We start from the raw sequence: 18,609 nt of genomic DNA on the forward strand, positions 1-18,609 counted from the left end.
CCCGCCCGGCTCGTGTCTGCGCACGGCGTCAGGTACTCAGCCGATCGAGCAATTGGTGCAATGCAATATATCGGATCGCAAGAACATGCCGCCATTTTGGCAAGCAATTGCTTTTTGGCCCCAAACGTCTATGGTTTGGTCCGGGACCGCTTCTTTCGACTGGCAGAAAGTTTCATTTGGCACCGCAATAACACGGCGCCAACAACACGGGGGCCGCCATGCACATCGATTGGACGGAGCGCGCCTGGCTGGAATGGTCCGCACCCGACGCCGATCCAGGTGAGGATGGCCTGTCACCGTTTCCAAGCTCGACTTTCACGAGGGTGGAAAGCGTGCGCCCCGAACCCCTGGCCAAAATCGTCCGGCTGATGCTGCGCTGGGACCTGGATACCCGCAGAAGTTTTCGCGTCGTCACCGAAAAGGGCCTGGTGCTCAATGCCAGCAGCCTGGAAGAGACAGTCCAGGATGGACGGTTTCCCTTTCCCGTGCCGGCCATGCCAATCCCGATCGCGCCGCTTTCGCCCGGCGATTAGCGCGCTCTAAGCGTCAGGACGGATCGGCATCGGCCTGCGCGGCCGGATGTGCCATGGCAAAGGCGGCAAGGCCGGCGCAGCGGGCGTCGATCGCCACCAGACGGGGATAGGCGTCCAGGCCCACGCCAAACCGGCGCGCAGCGTAAATCTGCGGCACCAGGCAGCAATCGGCAAGGCCGGGCGCATCGCCAAAGGCGAAGGCCCCACCCCATTGTGCCACCATGGTTTCCAAGGCGGCGAACCCATCCCCCATCCAGCGTGCCAGCCACGCCGCAACCTGCGCCTCATCGGCACCCAGATCGCCGCGCAAGGCCTTGAGCACGCGCAAGTTGCCCAGCGGATGGACGTCGCAGGCAATCACCTGGGCCATGGCCCGCACCCGCGCCCGCCCCAAGGGATCGGCCGGCAACAGCGCGGGCTGGGCCTGGGTTTCCTCCAGCCATTCGATGATCGCCAGCGATTGGGTGAGCGGCGCTTCCTCGCCCTCCCCCGTGTCCAGCGCCGGCACCAGCCCCTGCGGATTGCACGCGCGATAGGCCGCTGCAGCTTGCGCACCAGTGCGCAGATCGTGCGCCACGGTGGCATAGGGCAAGCCCTTGAGCGCCAGCGCGATGCGCACGCGCCATGCCGCGCTGGATCGCCAATAACCGTGCAGCGTCAGGTCAGGCATGGCGCGCCGCCGCGATCCGGCCCACGCACGGGCCAAAGCCGATCGTGGCATAACCGTCCCGCTCGGCCCGCGCGTGCAGCGCCAGTTCGTCCCCGTCCTCCAGAAACGTGCGGGTTTCCCCGCCGGGCAGAGCCAGCGGCGCCTTGCCGCCCTGGCTCAGTTCCATCAGGCTGCCTGCGCTGTCTGGCGTGGGCCCGGAAAGCGTGCCGGTGCCCAGCAGATCGCCCGCGTGCAGATCGCAGCCGTTCGAGGCATGGTGCGCCACGATCTGCGCGGGTGTCCAATACATCGCGTCAAACGCGTTGCCCTGGCTCAGCCGATGCGGCGCCAGCCCCGCCGCGCGCATCGCGGCGGTGTGCAGCGTGGTTTCCAGCGTGATCGAAAGCGCGCCCTCCCCACCTTCGCGCAGATAGGGCAAGGGCTGCGGATCGCCGTCGGGCCGGGGCGCAGCGGCCATGCGAAACGGCGCCAGCGCCTGCGCGGTGATCACCCAGGGCGATACCGTGGTGGCAAAGTTCTTGGCCAGGAATGGCCCCAGCGGCTGGTATTCCCAGGCCTGGATATCGCGCGCAGACCAATCGTTGAGCAGGCACAGCCCGCCGATCCGGTCCCAGGCCGTGTCGATCGGCACCGGCTCGCCCAGCGCGTTATCCCCGGCGATCCACAGGCCCAGTTCCAGCTCGTGGTCCAGCCGGCGGCACGGCGCATGCACCGGCGCTGGCGCATCGGGCGCCTTGAGCTGGCCCCACGGCCGCGTCACCGGCGTGCCCGAAACCCGCACGGACGAGGCGCGCCCATGATAGCCGATCGGCACATGCTTGTAGTTGGGCAGCAGCGGATTATCCGGCCGGAACAGCTTGCCGATGGCCGTGGCGTGGTGAATGCCCACGTAGAAATCGGTGTAATCGCCGATGGCAAAGGGCAGATGCAGCGCCACGTCCTCGCTGCGATGGAGGTGCGGCGTCACTTTCAGCCGGCATCGCTCGCTCGACAGCAGCGCAAACAGCGCATGGCGCAGCGCCACCCGCTCCGCATCGTCCAACGCAAACAGCGCGTTGAGCGTGGGCTGGGCCAGCGCCGTGGCCAAGCCCTGTGGCAAAGCGCCATCGGCGGCAAGGCCCGCCAGGTCGAGCACATGGCCACCGATTGCCGTGCCGATGCGCCGGGGCTCGCCCTCGCCCAGGGAAAACACGCCAAGCGGCAGGTTCTGCACCGGGAAATCGGGATGGCCGGCAGCGCCCTCCACCCAGCTTTGCGCGCGGGGATCGTGGGTATGGTCGATCACGCCTGCGGCTCCTCGCCAGGCTGCTCGTGCAACCACGCAGCGTGGCGCGGCGCACGGCGGGTCTGCGCCCATTCTTCCAGCATGGCCGGGGCCACCTCGCGCGCCTTGGCCACTTGCTCATCCGTGCCGATGTCACACGCCAGTTCCAGCCGGTGCCCATTGGGATCGAAGAAATAGATAGACTTGAACAGCCCGTGCCAGGTGGGGCCCAGCACATCGATGCCCTGCGCCTCGATATGCGCCTTGGCGCTCAGCAGCGCGGCCTCGTCCGCCACCTTGAACGCCAGGTGCTGCACCCACGCGGGCGTGGCCGGATCGCGGCCCATCTCGGGCTGGTTGGGCAGCTCGAAGAAAGCCAGCACGTTGCCGCCGCCAGCATCGAGGAACACGTGCATATAGGGATCGAACGCGCCGGTGGAGGGCACGTGATCCTCGGCAAAGGCAGTGGTATAGGCCATGCCCAGCACGCGGGCATACCATTCCACGGTTTCCTTGGCATCGCGGCAGCGATAGGCCGCGTGGTGCACCCCGCCCAGCAGCGGGGCCTGGGTCTGGGCCATGGCCATCAGGCGTCCTCCCCCACTTTCAGCACGCCACGGCGCAGCTGATCGCGCTCCATGCTTTCGAACAGGGCGGTGAAGTTGCCTTCGCCAAAGCCCTCGTCCTTCTTGCGCTGGATGAATTCGAAGAACACCGGCCCGACCTGCGTTTCGGAAAAGATCTGCAGCAGCAGGCGCGGATCGCCCTGCACGGTGGAGCCATCGAGCAGGATGCCGCGCTTTTGCAATTCGTCCACCGGCTCGCCATGGCCGGGCAGGCGCTCTTCCAGCATCTCGTAATAGGTGGCCGGCGGCGCGCTCATGAACGGGGTGCCGCTGGCCTTGAGCGTGTCCCATCCGGCAATCAGGTCATCACAGGCAAAGGCGATGTGCTGGATGCCCTCGCCGTTGTAGGCGCGCAGGAATTCCTCGATCTGGCCGCCGCCCTTCTGCGATTCCTCGTTCAAGGGAATGCGGATCTTGCCATCGGGCGCGGTCATCGCCCGGCTGGTAAGGCCGGTATATTCGCCCTTGATGTCGAAATAGCGGATCTCGCGGAAGCCGAAGACGCGCTCGTAGAAGCTGGCCCAGTGCGCCATGCGCCCGCCATAGACGTTGTGGGTGAGGTGATCGATGGTGTGGAAGCCCGCGCCCTTGGGCTGGCGGTCCACGCCGGGCAGATACACGAAATCGATATCGTAGATCGAAAGATCGCCGAACTGGCCGCCGTGATAGCGGTCGACGAGATAGATGATCGACCCGCCAATGCCGCGAATGGCGGGAATGCGCAATTCCATCGGCCCGGTCTGCACTTCCACCGGCTCGGCCCCGCGGTCGAGCGCCGCGGCATAGGCCTTGGCCGCATCGCGCACGCGCCAGCCCATGCCGCAGGCCGAAGGGCCATGCTCGGCGGCGAAATAGGCGGCCGGGCTGCGGGTCTCATAGTTGGCGATCAGGTTGATGCCGCCCTGGCGCCACAGTTCCACATCCTTGCTGCGGTGGTTGGCGATGTGGGTAAATCCCATGCGCGCAAACACCGGGCCCAGGCTGCCGCGTTCGGCGCTGGCAAACTCGATGAACTCGAACCCATCAAGGCCCAGGGGATTGTCGAAAAGATCGGTCGATGCGGCCATGGCGCGTGTCTCTCCACCAGCAGGTGCCGGCCATCAAAAGCGGCCGGCTTGACCCTGGCAGTCTACTCCAAAGCCGATGCACGTTCCGCGCGAAGTTACGAGGAAAAACCCCTAAATATGCGTGACTAACGCAGAAAAGCACCATTCTACGCGTCAACCGCGCGGCAAGGGCAAGGCCGTGGTGCGCTTGATCCGGTCGAGCACGATGGACGAGCGCAAGTTGGCGACGTCACCATGGCCCAGGATCTCGTCGTTGATCAGGCGGGTGAACGCGGCCAGGTCGGTGGCGACGATGCGCAGGAGGTAGTCGGCGTCTCCGGTCAAGGCGCAGCAATCGACCACGGCGGTGAGCCCTGCGATGCGTTCGTGAAAGCCGCCCACCACCTCGCGCGCATAAGATGCCATCGTCACCGTGACATAGGCTTCCACGCCCAGCCCCAGCGCCGCTTCGTCCAGCAAGGCCACCTGGCCCCGGATCACCCCCGTTTCGCGCAGGCGCGCAATGCGGCGCGAACATTGCGAGGGGGAGAGGTGCACGGCCTCGGCCAAGTCGGCATGGCTGGCCGAGGCATCGGCCTGAAGCTGCGCAAGAATGCGAAGGTCTGTGCGATCCATGCGCCAATCGTGCATCAGGCGCGCAAATTGTGCAACTACCGCGCCGGCCCGAACCGCGCGACGAGTTCATAGGCGCCGGCCACGAAAACCTGGCGCACGAAGGTGACGCTGTCCGCCCCGCGCCACGTGTGGCGCGCCACCACCAGGCAGGGCGATCCGGCGGGAATGCCCAGCGCCTTGGCCTGTTCGCGGCTGGCGGCAAGCGCGCCGATGCGGTTTTCCGCCTCGGTCCAGGGGATATGGCGCAAGAGCCAGCCACCGGGGGGATCGGCGGTAAAATCCACATCCGCCATCCCCGGCACCAGCGCCAGGTTGGTCACGCGCTCTTCCACGGCGAGCGGCGCGCCATCGGCCAGGTGCAGGCCTGAAAGCCGCAGGATCGGCCCAACGTCACCCAGTTCGGCCGCCGCCTCGCGGTCGCTGGCGGTGTCCCCCAGGCTGCGCGAAAGCAGGCGAAAGCCATAGACCTGCCCGCGCCCCTGCACTTCGAGCGCGAGGTCGGGAATGTCGAGCACCATCGAGACCGTGCGCGGCCGCGCCACGAACGTGCCCGCCCGCTTGCGCCGTTCCAGCAGGCCGCTTTCGGCAAGGCGCGAGAGCGCCTTGTTCACCGTCATCCGCGCGCAGCCATAATGCGCCATGAGTTCGAGTTCGGACGGGATGCGCTCGCCCGGACGAAGTTCGCCCGCCATGATGCGCGCCTCGATTTCCTGGCGGATGCGCTCGTGCATCGGCAGGGCGGCGGGCAATGGGGGCGTGGATGCGGTCATTGCCCCAGCACAGAGAGGGCCAGGGCGGCGCTGTCAAGATGCGAGGGCCGCTGGCCGCGCCGGGCTGCGCGCCATGGGCAGTGTCAGCAGCAGTGCCAGGGCGCAGCCGGCAAAGCCGACCAGGCCAACCCCGGCAAACGATCCGGTGGCATCGGCCAGTACGCCAGCGGCCAGCGCCCCCACCGATTGTGCCAGCAGCCAGGTGGCCGTCATCATCACCGCCAGCCGGCCGTCGGGCGCTTCGTCATAGGCCAGGCCCAACAGCATGGGATAGGCAATGAACCAGCTGGCGTTGAACACCACCAGGGCCACGGCAAAGACCCAGGCCAGGCTGGCCGTGGTAAGCAAAGCACAGGAAACCGCGCAGGCCACCAACCCGCCCGCCAGCAGGGCCCGGCGCGGCAGCCGGGTGATCACCACGGCAAGCGCGGCATTGCCCAGCGCGCTGGCGATCGTGGCCAGCGATTGGTAGCGGCCAAACGTGGTGGCCGCCAGGCCGATGGCGTGGCCGGCGCGTTCCATGAACGGCCAGATCGACAGGCTTCCCCCGGCAAACAGGCCCATGGCGAACAAGAGACGCCAGCCCGCCCGCGTCATCGGCTGGCGCGCCGCCATTGCAGCGTGGCCGGCGCGCGCCGCACCCGGCAGTGCCATGGCGCCCAGGCCCAGAACCGCCGAAAGCAAGGCCAGCGCGGCAAACATCGCGGCCAGGCCATGATGCGCGGAAACTTCGGGCAAGACGATGTTGACCACGGCAAACAGCACCGTCTGGCAGGCGATGCCCACCGAAATCGCCCGTGCCGGATGCGCCGTCTGCCCCGCTGCCAGGTTCACCGCGCCGTTCATCAGGCCAAAGCCGAAGCCGGTGACCAGCCGTCCGGCCAGGAGCAGCGGCAGGTTGCCCCCCAGCCCCGACAGCGCCTGCGCCAAGACCACCAGCACGGTGCTGGCCAGCGCAAGGCGGCGTGGCCCCCCGACCACGCCGCCCCCGCCGCCCCAGCGCGCCACGCCCAGCATGGCCGCGCCATAGGCGAGCGTTTCCAGCATGGCGAACAGCCCCATCGCGCTGGCGGAAAAACCATAGGCGTCGATCAATCCACCCACGAGATAGGTGGTGAAATTGTTGCCGATATGCGCCGCTGCCGTGCCGGCGCCGATCGCTGCCAGAGTGAGGCCGGCGCGCGGTGCCGCCGGGCCCGGCGGGGCAGTTGCGGGGCCCTTGTCGGTCTGCTGCACCATGCCTGCCCCCATTGCCCCGTCCCCCCTTGCGATCAATCGAAGCGCACGCGCGGGAAACGGGCAACCGCTTCCAGCAATTCCAGGTCCATGTGCGCGCGGATATATTCGCGTGACGCATCGCGCGGCACCTGGTGATCCCAATGGGTCAGCGTGCCAGTGGCATTGGCCTGGGCCACCAGATGGCGCCGGCGCTGGCTGGCCACGACTTGCGCAGCGATGGTGGGCAGGTCCCAGCGCGCGGCCACTTCCTCGCGCAGGCTGGCCACCAATGCGGCATGCGCCGGATCATTGGCCAGGTTGCGGGTTTCGTCGCGGTCTTGCGCCAGGTTGTAAAGTTGGTCGGGATCGGCGGGGCAATGGATGAACTTCCAGTCCCCGCGCCGGATCATCACCACCGGCGCGATCGCCCCTTCGCCCAGGTATTCGGCCAAGGCCTCGTCATGGCCCTGCTCGCCCTGCAGGTGCGGCACCAGGCTCTGCCCGTCGACCGGGGCGGCATCGGCCGGCGGCAGGCCAGCAAGATCGAGCAAGGTGGGCAGGATGTCGAGTGTCGAGACAGCCGCATCCACCCGCGCTGGGGCAAAGCGCGCCGGGGCATGGACCAAGAGCGGCACACGTGCGGCGTTCTCGAAGAAGTTCATCTTGTACCACAGCCCACGCTCGCCCAGCATCTCGCCGTGATCGCCGCAGACCAGCACCACGGTGTTGTCGGCCAGCCCGGTTTCCTCCAGCGTGTCTAGGATCAGGCCGAACTGCTCGTCGACGAAGCTGATCGCCCCGAAATAGGCGCGGCGCGCGGCGCGCACCTGATCCTCGGTCACCGGCATCAGATCGGTGCCGCAAATATGGCGCAGGCGCTGCGCGTGGGGATCGTCGGCCACGTCGGCGCGCCCCAGGCGGGGCATGGGAATGTCGACGCCTTCATACAGATCCCAGTAGCGGCGGTGGATGGCAAAGGGATCGTGCGGATGGGTGAGCGAGGCAACCAGGAAAAACGGCCGTGCCGCCGGATTGCGGGCGATGTCGAACAGCTTGCGCCGCGTGGTAAAGACCACTTCTTCGTCGAAATCGATCTGGTTGGTGCGCACCGTGGGCCCGGCGGTAACCACCGAGTCCATCGAATGATACCAGGTGGGGCGGTGTTCGGGCCGCGTCCAATCCGGGGTCCAGCCATAGTCGGCGGGATAGATGTCGGTCGTCAGCCGCTCTTCAAACCCGTGCAACTGGTCTGCGCCCACGAAGTGCATCTTGCCCGACAGGATCGTGTGCCACCCGCCGGCACGCAGATAGTGGGCGATCGTGGGTGTATCGCCGGCAAAGTCGGCCGCATTGTCATACGCGCCGATGCGCGAGGGCAATTGGCTGGCCAAGAGCGAAAAGCGCGATGGCGCGCACAGCGGGCTCGGGCAATAGGCATTGGCGAACACCACCCCGCGTTCGGCCAGCGCCGCCATCCGCGGGGCGTGCACCGGCCATTGCCCCAGGAACGGCAGCGCATCGGCCATCAACTGGTCTGCCATGAGAACGAGGAAGTTCGGCTTTTCGGTCATGCCCCGCAATCCACCCTGGCAAATCGGAAGGCATAAGCTAGAACGAAGGCAAAGCGGCGGGGAAGCCGCTGTCTGCTTAAGGGGGTATAAGTGGAGCTTTCGCCTGGGACCTATGCACGGCTGCCGCTCCGCGGCCTTCTGGTGTTTGAAGCGGCAGCCCGGCGGGGGACCTTTTCGGGCGCCGCGCGCGAACTGGCCATGACCCAGGCCGCAATCAGCCAGCATATCGGCCACCTGGAGGCCGAACTGGGCGTATCCCTGTTCGAACGCCATCATCGCGGCGTGGAACTGACCGCGGCGGGAGAGCGGCTTTTGCCCCGCGTGGAAGAAGGGCTGCAAGCGCTGGCCACCGGCGTTGCCAGCGCATCGCGCCACCGCGCTACGCGGACGGTCACGATCCTGACCGATTTCGGCTTTGCCGCCTGGTGGCTGATGCCGCGCATCGCGGAATTGACCGACCTGATGCCCGAGGTGGAAATCCGCCTTACCACCTCGCAGGGCACCACCGATGCCCTGGGCAGCGACTTCGACCTGGCCGTGCTGTTCGGCAATGGCCAATGGCCCGGATGCCGCGCGCACCGCCTGTTTGCCGAAGAAGTCCATCCGGTCTGCGCGCCAAGCTATCTGGCGCAGCGCCCCCTGCCCCTGGCCCTGCCCCTGGCCCCGTCCGATATCGCCCAGATGCGCCTGCTCCACTTGCGTGGTGGCGGCCCCACCCGCTGGTTCGACTGGCCAGACTGGTTTGCCGGCATGGGCGTGCCTGCACCTGCCGCGCGCCAGGACTTGGCATTCAACAACTATCAGATCGTGCTACAGGCCGCGATGCTCGGACAAGGCGTGGCGCTGGGCTGGGCCCCGCTGATCGACGACCTGGTCAGGACGGGCAGCCTGGTACGGCTGACCGAACGCCCCTTGTCCAGCCCGCGGGGCTATCACCTGGTCGAGCCACTCACCCGGCCACAACTGACTGACACCGCGCGCGTCAATGCCTGGCTGCGCCAGACCGCCCGCGCCTAGCGCCCGCTCAGCAGCGTCCACGCCCTGTTTGCAGGGTCAGCCCATGTGCGCCAGCAAGGGATCTAGGTCGCAAGTGACGAAGCTCGCGAAATTGTCGGCAATGCCATAGGGCACCAGCAGGCGCCGCCCCAATGCCAGACTGCCGCAACTGTAGACGACATTGGGCACATAGCCATCGCGCTGTTCCGGGCCAGGGCGCAACAGCGGCAGCTTGGCCCGCGCCAGCACGCGCGAGGGGTCATCGCGATCGAGCAGCACGGCGCCGATCGTGTAATTGCGCACCGGCCCGACGCCGTGGGTCATGAGCAGCCAGCCCTCGTCGATCTCGATCGGTGATCCGCAATTGCCCATCTGTACGAATTCCCACACATATTGCGGGCACACGATCTTCTCGGCCTCGTCCCAGTGCCACAGGCTGTCGGATCGCATCAGCCAGATGTTCTCGTTGTCCTGCCGGCCGATCATGGCATAGCGGCCACCCACTTTCCGGGGGAACAGCGCCATGCCCTTGTTCACCGCCACCCGCCCGGTCAGCGTGCGCATGTCGAACCGGCGGAAATCGCGGGTGGAGAGCATCTGCGTGCGGCCGGTCACGCCATCGAACGCGGTGAACGTGCCGTGGTAGCAGATGCTGCCATCATCCTGGGCAAACTGCACGAGCCGCAGGTCTTCCAGCCCGCGGGCCTGCGCCGCCGTGAGCGGAAAGAGCACGGCTTCGGACACATCCTGCACGCCATCGAAATGCAGCCGCAGGGCATTGCCGTCTTCATCCTGCGCGTCGATCCGGGGGGACGCAGCCAGCCGCGCGGGGGAATCGATGGTCACTTGCGCCACGCCATCCCAGTCTCCGGTGCGGAACGTGATTGACGACACGTGCCCTTCACCGATTCCGCGCAACGCGCAGATGAAACGCATGCCCCCATCGGGCGCGCCCTCCTGCCGGGGCGCCGGCACGATCGACGGGTTGAACAGGGCGGCCGCCTCGAAGGCATATTCCTGCAGGAACATGCCACCGATCAGCAGGCGACGGTCCACTTCCAGCCGTGCGGCTTGCGGCGCGATGGCGATGATCTCTGCCGCGCGCCGCTCCAGCGTGCCCAGCACGTTGCGGTGCCGCGCATCAAGCAATTCCTTCATATAGGCCAAGGCCTGGGTCACGGCCGCATCGTCGAGGCCGATCACCCGGTCCACGATCGCGCGCACGCGGTCGCCCGGCTCGCTGGAATAGTCTTGCGGATAGGCCAGCTCGAACGGGCGCAGCACGGTTCGCGTGGCATCGGGCATCAGCCTGACATGCGCGCGCTGCCAGAATTCCACGATCGGCGGCGGCAATACGGCGGCGGCCACCCTGGCCCGCAGCGCCGTGGCATCGATGGGTAGCTCGGCATCGGGCATCGGGCATCCTTTCCGGCAGGGGCACCCCGGGTGCCCATCATTGCCGAACAAACGCCGCGCCGGGCATCAGGCTCCTGCACAAAAAGGCAAAATCGTCTCGGCCCACCGCGTCGTGCGAAACCAGGGGCGGGATGGTTCGTTGCCTGATCCGTAATTCGCCTGCCCGATCTCCCTCCCTGCCACGACGGGAAACCCTGCCATGCCCGATACCATCGACCACAGCCCGGAACGCCTGGCGCCCGACGTTCTGGCCATCGACACGATCCGCACCCTGGCGATGGATGCCGTGCAGAAGGCCAATTCCGGGCATCCCGGCACCCCGATGGCCCTGGCGCCGGTGGCCTATGCACTGTGGCACGATGTCTTGCGCACCGATCCGGCATGCCCCGATTGGCCCAACCGCGATCGCTTCGTGCTCTCGGTTGGCCACGCCTCGATGCTGCTCTATGCCGTGTTGCACCTGGCCGGCGTGGAAGAAATCGACGCGCAGGGCGCCAAGACCGGCAAGCCCGCCGTCAGCCTGGAAGATATCGAGAATTTCCGCCAGTTGGGCTCCAAGACGCCGGGCCACCCGGAATATCGCATGACCACGGGGGTGGAAACCACCACCGGCCCGCTCGGCCAGGGCGTGGCCAATGCCGTGGGCATGGCCATGGCCGAGCAGGCCCTGGCCGCGCATTTCAACCGTGAAGGCTTCCCCCTGTTCGACCATGCCGTCTATGCCCTGTGCGGCGATGGCGACATGATGGAGGGCATCTCGGGCGAAGCGGCCTCGCTCGCCGGGCATCTGCGCCTGTCCAACTTGTGCTGGATCTATGACAGCAACACGATCTCGATCGAGGGATCGACCGACCTTGCCTTTACCGAAGACGTGGGCGCGCGGTTCCAGGCCTATGGCTGGCAAGTGCTGCACGTGGACGATGCCAACGATCTGGGCGCCTTGCACGGCGCGCTGGCGCAGTTCCAGGCCACTACCGACCGCCCCACGCTGATCGTGGTGCGATCGGTCATCGGCTGGGGCAGCCCGCGCGCGGGCAGCGCCAAGGCCCATGGCGAGCCGTTGGGCGATGACGGCGTGCGCGCCACCAAGGCCGCCTATGGCTGGCCACAGGACAAGTCGTTCTTCGTGCCCGATGGGGTCAAGGAAAGCTTTTCCGCCGCCGTTGCCGGGCGCGGCCGCCCGCTGCGCGAAGCGTGGGAAGCCCTGTTCGAACGCTATCGTGCGGTCTACCCCGCGCTCGCGGCAGAGTTCGACCTGCTGCGTGCCGGGCGCCTGCCCGAAGGCTGGCAGGATGCCCTGCCCAGCTTTGCGCCCGATGCCAAGGGCCTCGCCTCGCGCGAGGCGGGCGGCAAAGTGCTCAACGCCCTGGCCCCGCATATTCCGGCGCTGATCGGCGGCGCGGCCGACCTTTCCCCCTCCACCAAGACCGAGATCACCGGCGTCGCTTCGTTTTCCGTGGCCGATCGCGGCGGGCGAAACCTGCATTTCGGCGTGCGCGAGCATGCCATGGGGGCGATCGCCAATGGGCTCGCGCTGTCTTACCTGCGGCCCTACACCGCCACGTTCCTGGTCTTTGCCGATTACATGCGCGCGCCCATCCGCCTGGCCGCGATCATGGAATTGCCCACGGTCTTCGTGTTCACCCACGATTCCATTGGCGTGGGCGAGGATGGGCCAACCCACCAGCCGATCGAGCACCTGGCCACGCTGCGGGCCATTCCCGGCCTCGACACGATCCGCCCTGGCGATGCCAACGAAGTGAGCGTGGCCTGGCGGCTGGCGCTCGAAAGCACGCATACGCCGACGGCGCTGATCCTTTCGCGCCAGGCCATCCCCACGCTCGATCGCAGCAACCTTGCCAGTGCCGAAGGCGTGGTGCGCGGCGCCTATGTGCTGGGTGATTGCGAGGGTGCGCCAGAGGTCATCCTGATCGGCACCGGATCGGAACTGCCGCTCGTCGTCTCCGCCTGGGAAGAGCTGAAAAACCAGGGCGTGCGTGCGCGGGTGGTGTCGATGCCCAGTTGGCACCGCTTCGAAGCGCAGGACGCCGCCTATCGCGAAAGCGTGCTGCCCCATGCCGTCAGGGCCCGCGTGGCGGTCGAACAGGGCGGCGCGCTAGGCTGGGATCGCTATGTCGGCCTCGACGGCGCCACCGTGACCATGGCCACGTTCGGTGCGTCTGCCCCGCTCGCCAAACTTCAGGAAAAGTTCGGCTACACCCGTGACAACGTGATCAAGCTGGCGCACGAGGCGATCGCGCGGGGCCGCTGAAATCTGCCGTGTGGCCACCCTCTACAGGATTTCGACAGGAGATTGCTTGCATGCGTGTTGCCATCATCGGCCTGGGCCGCATGGGCGCCGGTATCGCCCGACGCCTGATGCGCGCCGGCCATGAAATCATTGCCTTCGACGTTTCGGAAAAGGCCGTCGCCGCCCTGGTCGAGCAAGGCGCCAAAGGCGCGACGTCGCTGGCCAACGCCGCCGGACAGTTCGACGGGCAACGCGTGTTCTGGGTGATGTTGCCCGCTGGCGAGATCACCGAACAGACCGTCGCCCAGCTTGCCGATCTCGCCCAGAGCGGTGACATCGTGATCGATGGCGGCAACAGCTTTTTCAAGGATGACGTTCGCCGTGCCAAGGCCTTGGCCGAAAAGGGCATCCACTATGTCGACGTGGGCACGTCGGGCGGGGTCTGGGGTTTTGACCGCGGTTTCAGCATGATGGTGGGCGGCGCTGCCGAAGCGGTGGCCACGATCGATCCGATTCTCGAAGCCCTGGCGCCGGGCGTCGGCACGATCGAGCGCACGGCCGGCCGCGACGAACAAGCCGATCCGCGCCCCGAAAAGGGCTATCTTCACGCGGGCCCGGCCGGGGCCGGCCACTTCGTCAAGATGGTGCACAACGGCATCGAATACGGCATGATGGCGGCCTTTGCCGAAGGCTTCGATATCCTGAAAAGCAGGGCGTCGGACACGCTGCCCGAAGACGAGCGCTTCGATCTCAACCTGCCCGACATTGCCGAGACCTGGCGCCGCGGCAGCGTCGTTGCCTCGTGGCTGCTCGATCTCACGGCCGATGCCCTGGCGCGCGACCATGCGCTCGATGGCTTTGCCGGCAATGTTGCGGATTCGGGCGAAGGCCGCTGGACGGTGGAAGCGGCGATGGAACAGGCCGCCCCGGCCTATGTGCTCTCCGCCGCGCTGTTCGCCCGCTATCGCAGCCGCAACGAAACCACATTTGGCGACAAGGTGCTCTCCGCCATGCGTTATGGCTTTGGCGGCCACGTCGAGGTGAAATGAACCGGTTGCGCCATCAGGCGCAACCAGGATGCAATCCGATCCGGATTTTACGCATCTAAATTGCACGGACGGCGGAAATGGCCGTGGTCTTTGCACCCTCCTGCGTCCCGCGCGCTGCTATGCTGCACACGGATTTGCCAGCAGGAGGGATTTATCAGGATGCACGCGCGCCAGATCGGTCAGGACCAGGACACCATCGCCCAACCGCGACGCTGGGCCGATTGGGCCATCGCCCGGATCGAGGCGGACTATGCCCGATCGGCCGACACCCATCTGATTCCGCTCGATCTGCCCGCGCTGCCCGATGTTGCCATCTACCTCAAGGATGAAAGCAGCCATCCCACCGGCAGCCTCAAGCACCGCCTCGCGCGCTCGCTGTTCCTCCACGCCTTGTGCAGCGGCTGGATAAGTGAAGGCACCACGGTGGTAGAAGCCTCGTCGGGTTCTACCGCCGTATCCGAAGCCTATTTCGCACGAATGCTTGGCCTGCCGTTCGTGGCGGTGATCCCGGCCACCACGGCCGCTGAAAAGATCGCCGCGATCGAAGCCTTGGGCGGCCAATGCCATAAAGTGGACCAGCCCGGCGCCGTCTACGGCGCAGCCCAGGCCCTCGCGGCCGCGCGCGGCGGGCACTACATGGACCAGTTCACCTTTGCCGAGCGTGCCACCGATTGGCGCGGCAACAACAACATCGCCGAAAGCATCTTTGCCCAAATGGCGCGCGAGCCCGCGCCGGTTCCCACCTGGATCGTCTGCGGCGCGGGCACCGGCGGCACCTCGGCCACGCTGGGCCGCTTCGTGCGCTATCACCGCCATGCCACGCGCATCTGCGTGGCCGATCCGGCGGCATCGGTGTTCCACCGCCACTGGCATGACCGCACGATCCTGCGCAAGGACGGCGCATGCAGCGTGATCGAGGGGATCGGCCGCCCGCGCGTCGAACCCTCGTTCGTGCCCGCCGTGATCGACCGGATGGAAGTGGTGGAGGATGCCGCCTCGATCGCAGCCGCGCGCGTGCTCTCGCGCCATCTCGGCCGCCGGGTGGGCGGATCGACCGGCACCAACCTGGTTGCCTGCGCGCGCCTCGCCACGCAGATGGCGCAGGCCGGGCAACAGGGCTCGATCGTCACGATCCTGTGCGATTCCGGCGAACGCTATGCTTCGACGTGCTTCAACGATGAATGGCTCGCCGGTCGCAACCTCGACATCGCCGCCGAGGCAGCGCGCATGACGGAGTTTCTCGCCACCGGGCGATATTGATGGTAGCGCAACCACGACAGATTTCCTATCTGCCGTGCGGCAAAGGCGATAAGGGCGGTGCCCAAGGCGTGCCCCATCACACAGCCGCGATTGCCATTGAAACTGCGAAGGAGCATGCGCCCATGGACGGTGCCTATCTGATCGGCGGCGAAAGCCGCACCAGCACCGAAACCTTCACCGGGATCGAGGCCGCCACCGGCCATGCCCTGGAAGGCGATTTCTCGATCACGCCGCTGGCCGATATCGCCCAGGCGTGCGCCCTGGCCGCCACCGCGTTCGATACCTATCGCGAAACCGCGCCCGAAACCCGCGCCTCTTTCCTCGAAGCGATCGCCACCGCGCTCGAAGCACGGGCCGAGGCGATCATCGCCCGCGCCATGCTTGAAACCGGCCTGCCGCAGGGCCGCCTGGCGGGCGAACTGGGCCGCACCACGGGCCAGTTGCGCCTGTTTGCCACGGTCGTGCGCGAAGGTGCCTGGGCCGGCGCGGTGATCGAGGCCGCCTTGCCCGATCGCCAGCCCCTGCCCCGCCCGGCTCTCGCTGCGCGGCAGATCCCGCTTGGCCCCGTGGCCGTGTTCGGTGCCTCCAACTTCCCGCTGGCTTTCAGCGTGGCCGGTGGTGACACCGCCTCGGCCCTCGCCGCCGGCTGTCCGGTGGTGGTCAAGGCCCATCCCGCGCACCCCGGCACCTCGCGCCTGGCGGGCGAAGCCATTGCCGAGGCCGTGGCCAAGAGCGGGCTGCCCGGTGGGGTGTTCAGCCTGGTCCAGGGGCCGGGCAACGATATCGGCACCGCGCTGGTGGCTGATCCGGCGATCAAGGCGGTGGGCTTTACCGGCTCGCGCCGGGGTGGCGTGGCGCTGATGGGCGTGGCCGCGGCGCGCGCTGAGCCGATCCCGGTCTATGCCGAAATGTCGTCTATCAACCCGGTGCTGCTGTTCCCCGCCGCGCTCGCCGCGCGCGCGGAAGACCTGGGCAAGGCCTATGTCGGCTCGCTCAGCCTGTTTGCCGGGCAGTTCTGCACCAATCCGGGCCTGGTCATCGCGCTCGACAGCCCCGATCTCGAACGCTTCCTCGCCGCCGCAGCGCAGGCGCTGGCCGGTGTTGCGCCCCAGGTCATGCTGACCCGCGCGATTGCCGCCGCCTATGCCCAGGGCATCGAAACCCTGGCCAGCAGCGATGGCGTGAACGTCGTGGCCGCCGGTGCCGCCGGCAATGCGCAAACCGGCGCGGCGCGCCTGCTCACCGTGGATGCTGCGCGGCTGCTGGCCGATTCCCGGTTGACCGAGGAAGTGTTCGGCCCCTCCTCGCTGGTGGTGCGCGCGCAGAGCACTGACGAGATCGCCCAATTGCTCGAAGCCCTCGAAGGCCAACTTACCGCCACGCTGCACCTCGATGAAGCGGACCACGCTTTGGCCGCGCCGCTGATCCCGGTGCTGGAGCGCAAGGTGGGACGCATCCTCGCCAATGGCTGGCCCACGGGCGTGGAAGTAAGCCGCTCGATGGTTCACGGCGGCCCTTATCCGGCCACCAGCGACGGGCGTTCCACTTCGGTCGGCGCCATGGCCATCCACCGCTTCCTGCGCCCGGTGTGCTACCAGGCGCTGCCCGATGCACTGCTGCCCGCCGCGCTGCAGGCGGCCAATCCGCAAGGCCTGCCGCGCCAGTCTTTCGCCTGACCTTTCCCGCGCCCGCCGGCACGATCGCCGGCGGGCGCATCTTCCCAAGCGCGACCAATGGCGTAAGGACGGGCCATGACGTTCACCGACATCGCCCGTCGCGCCTATGACCACAATTTCCGGCTCGATCCGATCGTGCGCAGCCTGCTCGATACGGATTTCTACAAGCTGCTGATGTTGCAGATGATCCGGCATGTGCATCCGGACGTTGCCACCACGTTTTCGCTGATCAACCGAACCACGCGGGTGCGCCTGGCCGATGTGATCGACGAAGGCGAACTGCGCGCCCAGCTCGATCATGCGCGCACCGTGCGGTTCACCAAGAAGGAACTGATCTGGCTGGCCGGCAACAGCTTCTATGGCCGCCAGCAGATGTTCGCGCCGGATTTCATCGCCTGGCTCGCCGATTTCCAACTGCCGGAATACGCGCTTCACCGCCGCGACGGACAGTACGAACTGCATTTCGCCGGGCCCTGGACGCACACCACGATGTGGGAAATCCCGGCGCTGGCGATCATCAACGAACTGCGTTCGCGCGCCGCCCTGCGCGACAAGGGCAAGTTCGCGCTCGATGTCACCTATGCCCGCGCCAAGGCCAAGCTGTGGAACAAGGTGGAGCGCTTGCGCACCCTGCCCGATCTGGTCCTCTCGGATTTCGGCACGCGGCGGCGCCACGGCTTCCTGTGGCAGCGCTGGTGCGTGGAAGCGCTGAAAGAGGGCCTGGGCGATCGCTTCATCGGCACGTCCAACGTGCTTCTGGCCATGGATGCCGATCTGGAGGCGATCGGCACCAACGCACACGAATTGCCCATGGTGGCCGCTGCCCTGGCCAAGGATGATGCGGAACTGGCCCAGGCGCCCTATCGCGTGCTGGAAGAATGGCGCCAGCACTACAACGGCAACCTGCTCATCGCCCTGCCCGATGCGTTTGGCACCACGGCGTTCCTGGCCCATGCCCCCGATTGGCTGGCAGGGTGGACCGGCTTCCGGCCCGACAGCGCCCCGCCCATTCCCGCCGGCGAGCAGATCATCGCCTGGTGGCAGGCCCATGGCGTCGATCCGCGCCAACGCCTGCTGATCTTTTCCGATGGCATGGACGTGGACACGATCGAGCAGACCTATCGCCATTTTCACGGGCGGGTGCGGATGAGCTTTGGCTGGGGCACCAATCTCACCAACGATTTCCGCGGCTGCGCGCCCGATGGCGACGCCGCGCTCGAACCGATCTCGCTGGTTTGCAAGGTCACCAGCGCCAATGGCCACCCGGCGGTCAAGCTGTCTGACAACCCCGCCAAGGCCACCGGCACCCCGGACGAGATTGCCCGCTATCTCCGCGTCTTCGGGGCAGAGGGCCAGGTGGCCCAGGCCGTCACGGTCTAGGTCGTGAACTCATAAATGGCGCCCCCGAGGTTTGAGGCCAAAGGCCCCGTCGCGAGTAGAAAGCGCGCAGGAATATCTTACATATTTCAAGTGCTTTCGACGCTGCGAGGGGGCCTTTGGGTCAAATCCCGGAGGGACGCCAAAATGGCTTCCATCTCAACCCAAAGTGCCCTTGCAAAGGCTACCGGCCTTCGCGGCGGTCACTTTGGCCCGATATGTTCGCCATTTTGGCGCCTCGGGGGCGCCA

16 protein-coding genes are annotated in these 18,609 nt (G+C 67.0%); 7 read left to right on the forward strand and 9 right to left on the reverse strand.

What is annotated here, in order from left to right:
* Positions 1-218 precede the first annotated feature (218 nt).
* Positions 219-533 carry a hypothetical protein gene (locus FHT19_RS18705; RefSeq protein ID WP_168557707.1) on the forward strand — a complete coding sequence of 105 codons (315 nt, stop codon included), beginning with the start codon at positions 219-221 and terminating at the stop codon, positions 531-533.
* A gap of 13 nt (positions 534-546) precedes the next feature.
* Here FHT19_RS18705 and maiA read toward each other — a convergent pair whose 3' ends face one another.
* The 8 genes from maiA to betC all read right to left on the reverse strand — a co-directional run bounded on the left by maiA (position 547) and on the right by betC (position 8,334).
* Entirely contained in the window at positions 547-1,203 is a 657-nt protein-coding gene (gene maiA, locus FHT19_RS18710) for a maleylacetoacetate isomerase (protein WP_169476313.1), read from the reverse strand.
* Complete coding sequence (gene fahA / locus FHT19_RS18715) at positions 1,196-2,488, reverse strand: fumarylacetoacetase (protein ID WP_248290554.1); 1,293 nt, start codon at positions 2,486-2,488, stop codon at positions 1,196-1,198. Before fahA ends, maiA begins: the two co-directional genes overlap by 8 nt.
* On the reverse strand, positions 2,485-3,054 hold the full coding sequence (locus FHT19_RS18720) for a VOC family protein (protein WP_248290555.1): 570 nt from the start codon (positions 3,052-3,054) through the stop codon (positions 2,485-2,487). The genes fahA and FHT19_RS18720 overlap by 4 nt, the downstream gene beginning before the upstream one ends.
* Complete coding sequence (gene hppD / locus FHT19_RS18725; RefSeq protein ID WP_168557704.1) at positions 3,054-4,160, reverse strand: 4-hydroxyphenylpyruvate dioxygenase; 1,107 nt, start codon at positions 4,158-4,160, stop codon at positions 3,054-3,056. The genes FHT19_RS18720 and hppD overlap by 1 nt, the downstream gene beginning before the upstream one ends.
* 153 nt (positions 4,161-4,313) lie before the next feature.
* Positions 4,314-4,775, reverse strand: coding sequence for an Lrp/AsnC family transcriptional regulator (locus FHT19_RS18730; RefSeq protein ID WP_211184971.1), 462 nt, complete (start codon positions 4,773-4,775; stop codon positions 4,314-4,316).
* Between the two features lie 35 nt (positions 4,776-4,810).
* On the reverse strand, positions 4,811-5,545 hold the full coding sequence (gene hutC / locus FHT19_RS18735; protein WP_169476316.1) for a histidine utilization repressor: 735 nt from the start codon (positions 5,543-5,545) through the stop codon (positions 4,811-4,813).
* A gap of 33 nt (positions 5,546-5,578) precedes the next feature.
* Complete coding sequence (locus tag FHT19_RS18740) at positions 5,579-6,784, reverse strand: MFS transporter (RefSeq protein WP_169476317.1); 1,206 nt, start codon at positions 6,782-6,784, stop codon at positions 5,579-5,581.
* Positions 6,785-6,816: 32 nt separating this feature from the next.
* Complete coding sequence (gene betC, locus FHT19_RS18745) at positions 6,817-8,334, reverse strand: choline-sulfatase (protein WP_169476318.1); 1,518 nt, start codon at positions 8,332-8,334, stop codon at positions 6,817-6,819.
* Between the two features lie 90 nt (positions 8,335-8,424).
* Between betC and FHT19_RS18750 the strand changes: the two genes are divergently transcribed.
* Positions 8,425-9,351: a LysR substrate-binding domain-containing protein gene (locus FHT19_RS18750; protein ID WP_169476319.1), complete on the forward strand. Its 927-nt coding sequence runs from the start codon at positions 8,425-8,427 to the stop codon at positions 9,349-9,351.
* Positions 9,352-9,387: 36 nt separating this feature from the next.
* Here the strand turns inward: FHT19_RS18750 and FHT19_RS18755 are convergent, their stop codons facing one another.
* Positions 9,388-10,746 (reverse strand): glycoside hydrolase family 130 protein, encoded by a 1,359-nt coding sequence (locus FHT19_RS18755; RefSeq protein ID WP_169476320.1) that lies wholly within the window; start codon positions 10,744-10,746, stop codon positions 9,388-9,390.
* 199 nt (positions 10,747-10,945) lie between these two features.
* On the opposite strand from FHT19_RS18755, the gene tkt reads away from it, so the two are divergent.
* From tkt to pncB, 5 genes are all read left to right on the forward strand, one after another.
* Positions 10,946-13,018 carry a transketolase gene (gene tkt, locus FHT19_RS18760; protein ID WP_169476321.1) on the forward strand — a complete coding sequence of 691 codons (2,073 nt, stop codon included), beginning with the start codon at positions 10,946-10,948 and terminating at the stop codon, positions 13,016-13,018.
* Between the two features lie 8 nt (positions 13,019-13,026).
* On the forward strand, positions 13,027-14,046 hold the full coding sequence (gene gnd, locus FHT19_RS18765) for a phosphogluconate dehydrogenase (NAD(+)-dependent, decarboxylating) (protein WP_348981806.1): 1,020 nt from the start codon (positions 13,027-13,029) through the stop codon (positions 14,044-14,046).
* Between the two features lie 159 nt (positions 14,047-14,205).
* Positions 14,206-15,306 carry a PLP-dependent cysteine synthase family protein gene (locus FHT19_RS18770; protein WP_169476323.1) on the forward strand — a complete coding sequence of 367 codons (1,101 nt, stop codon included), beginning with the start codon at positions 14,206-14,208 and terminating at the stop codon, positions 15,304-15,306.
* 122 nt (positions 15,307-15,428) lie between these two features.
* On the forward strand, positions 15,429-16,982 hold the full coding sequence (locus FHT19_RS18775; protein WP_169476324.1) for an aldehyde dehydrogenase (NADP(+)): 1,554 nt from the start codon (positions 15,429-15,431) through the stop codon (positions 16,980-16,982).
* A 75-nt stretch (positions 16,983-17,057) separates the two neighbouring features.
* Positions 17,058-18,362 carry a nicotinate phosphoribosyltransferase gene (gene pncB / locus FHT19_RS18780; RefSeq protein WP_168557693.1) on the forward strand — a complete coding sequence of 435 codons (1,305 nt, stop codon included), beginning with the start codon at positions 17,058-17,060 and terminating at the stop codon, positions 18,360-18,362.
* Positions 18,363-18,609: the final 247 nt, after the last annotated feature.

It is taken from the genome of Novosphingobium sp. SG919 (genome assembly GCF_012932495.1).
GTDB classification, from domain to species: Bacteria; Pseudomonadota; Alphaproteobacteria; order Sphingomonadales; family Sphingomonadaceae; genus Novosphingobium; species Novosphingobium rhizosphaerae.

Bases quoted from the DNA above. Each gene is read 5' to 3' on its own strand.
- betC (WP_169476318.1), bottom strand. From the start codon at position 8,334: ATGACCGAAAAGCCGAACTTCCTCGTTCTCATGGCAGACCAGTTGATG.
- FHT19_RS18770 (WP_169476323.1), top strand. From the start codon at position 14,206: ATGCACGCGCGCCAGATCGGTCAGGACCAGGACACCATCGCCCAACCG.
- FHT19_RS18755 (WP_169476320.1), bottom strand. From the start codon at position 10,746: ATGCCCGATGCCGAGCTACCCATCGATGCCACGGCGCTGCGGGCCAGG.
- maiA (WP_169476313.1), bottom strand. From the start codon at position 1,203: ATGCCTGACCTGACGCTGCACGGTTATTGGCGATCCAGCGCGGCATGG.
- pncB (WP_168557693.1), top strand. From the start codon at position 17,058: ATGACGTTCACCGACATCGCCCGTCGCGCCTATGACCACAATTTCCGG.
- FHT19_RS18720 (WP_248290555.1), bottom strand. From the start codon at position 3,054: ATGGCCATGGCCCAGACCCAGGCCCCGCTGCTGGGCGGGGTGCACCAC.
- FHT19_RS18730 (WP_211184971.1), bottom strand. From the start codon at position 4,775: ATGGATCGCACAGACCTTCGCATTCTTGCGCAGCTTCAGGCCGATGCC.
- hppD (WP_168557704.1), bottom strand. From the start codon at position 4,160: ATGGCCGCATCGACCGATCTTTTCGACAATCCCCTGGGCCTTGATGGG.
- FHT19_RS18740 (WP_169476317.1), bottom strand. From the start codon at position 6,784: ATGGTGCAGCAGACCGACAAGGGCCCCGCAACTGCCCCGCCGGGCCCG.
- tkt (WP_169476321.1), top strand. From the start codon at position 10,946: ATGCCCGATACCATCGACCACAGCCCGGAACGCCTGGCGCCCGACGTT.
- FHT19_RS18705 (WP_168557707.1), top strand. From the start codon at position 219: ATGCACATCGATTGGACGGAGCGCGCCTGGCTGGAATGGTCCGCACCC.
- hutC (WP_169476316.1), bottom strand. From the start codon at position 5,545: ATGACCGCATCCACGCCCCCATTGCCCGCCGCCCTGCCGATGCACGAG.
- FHT19_RS18775 (WP_169476324.1), top strand. From the start codon at position 15,429: ATGGACGGTGCCTATCTGATCGGCGGCGAAAGCCGCACCAGCACCGAA.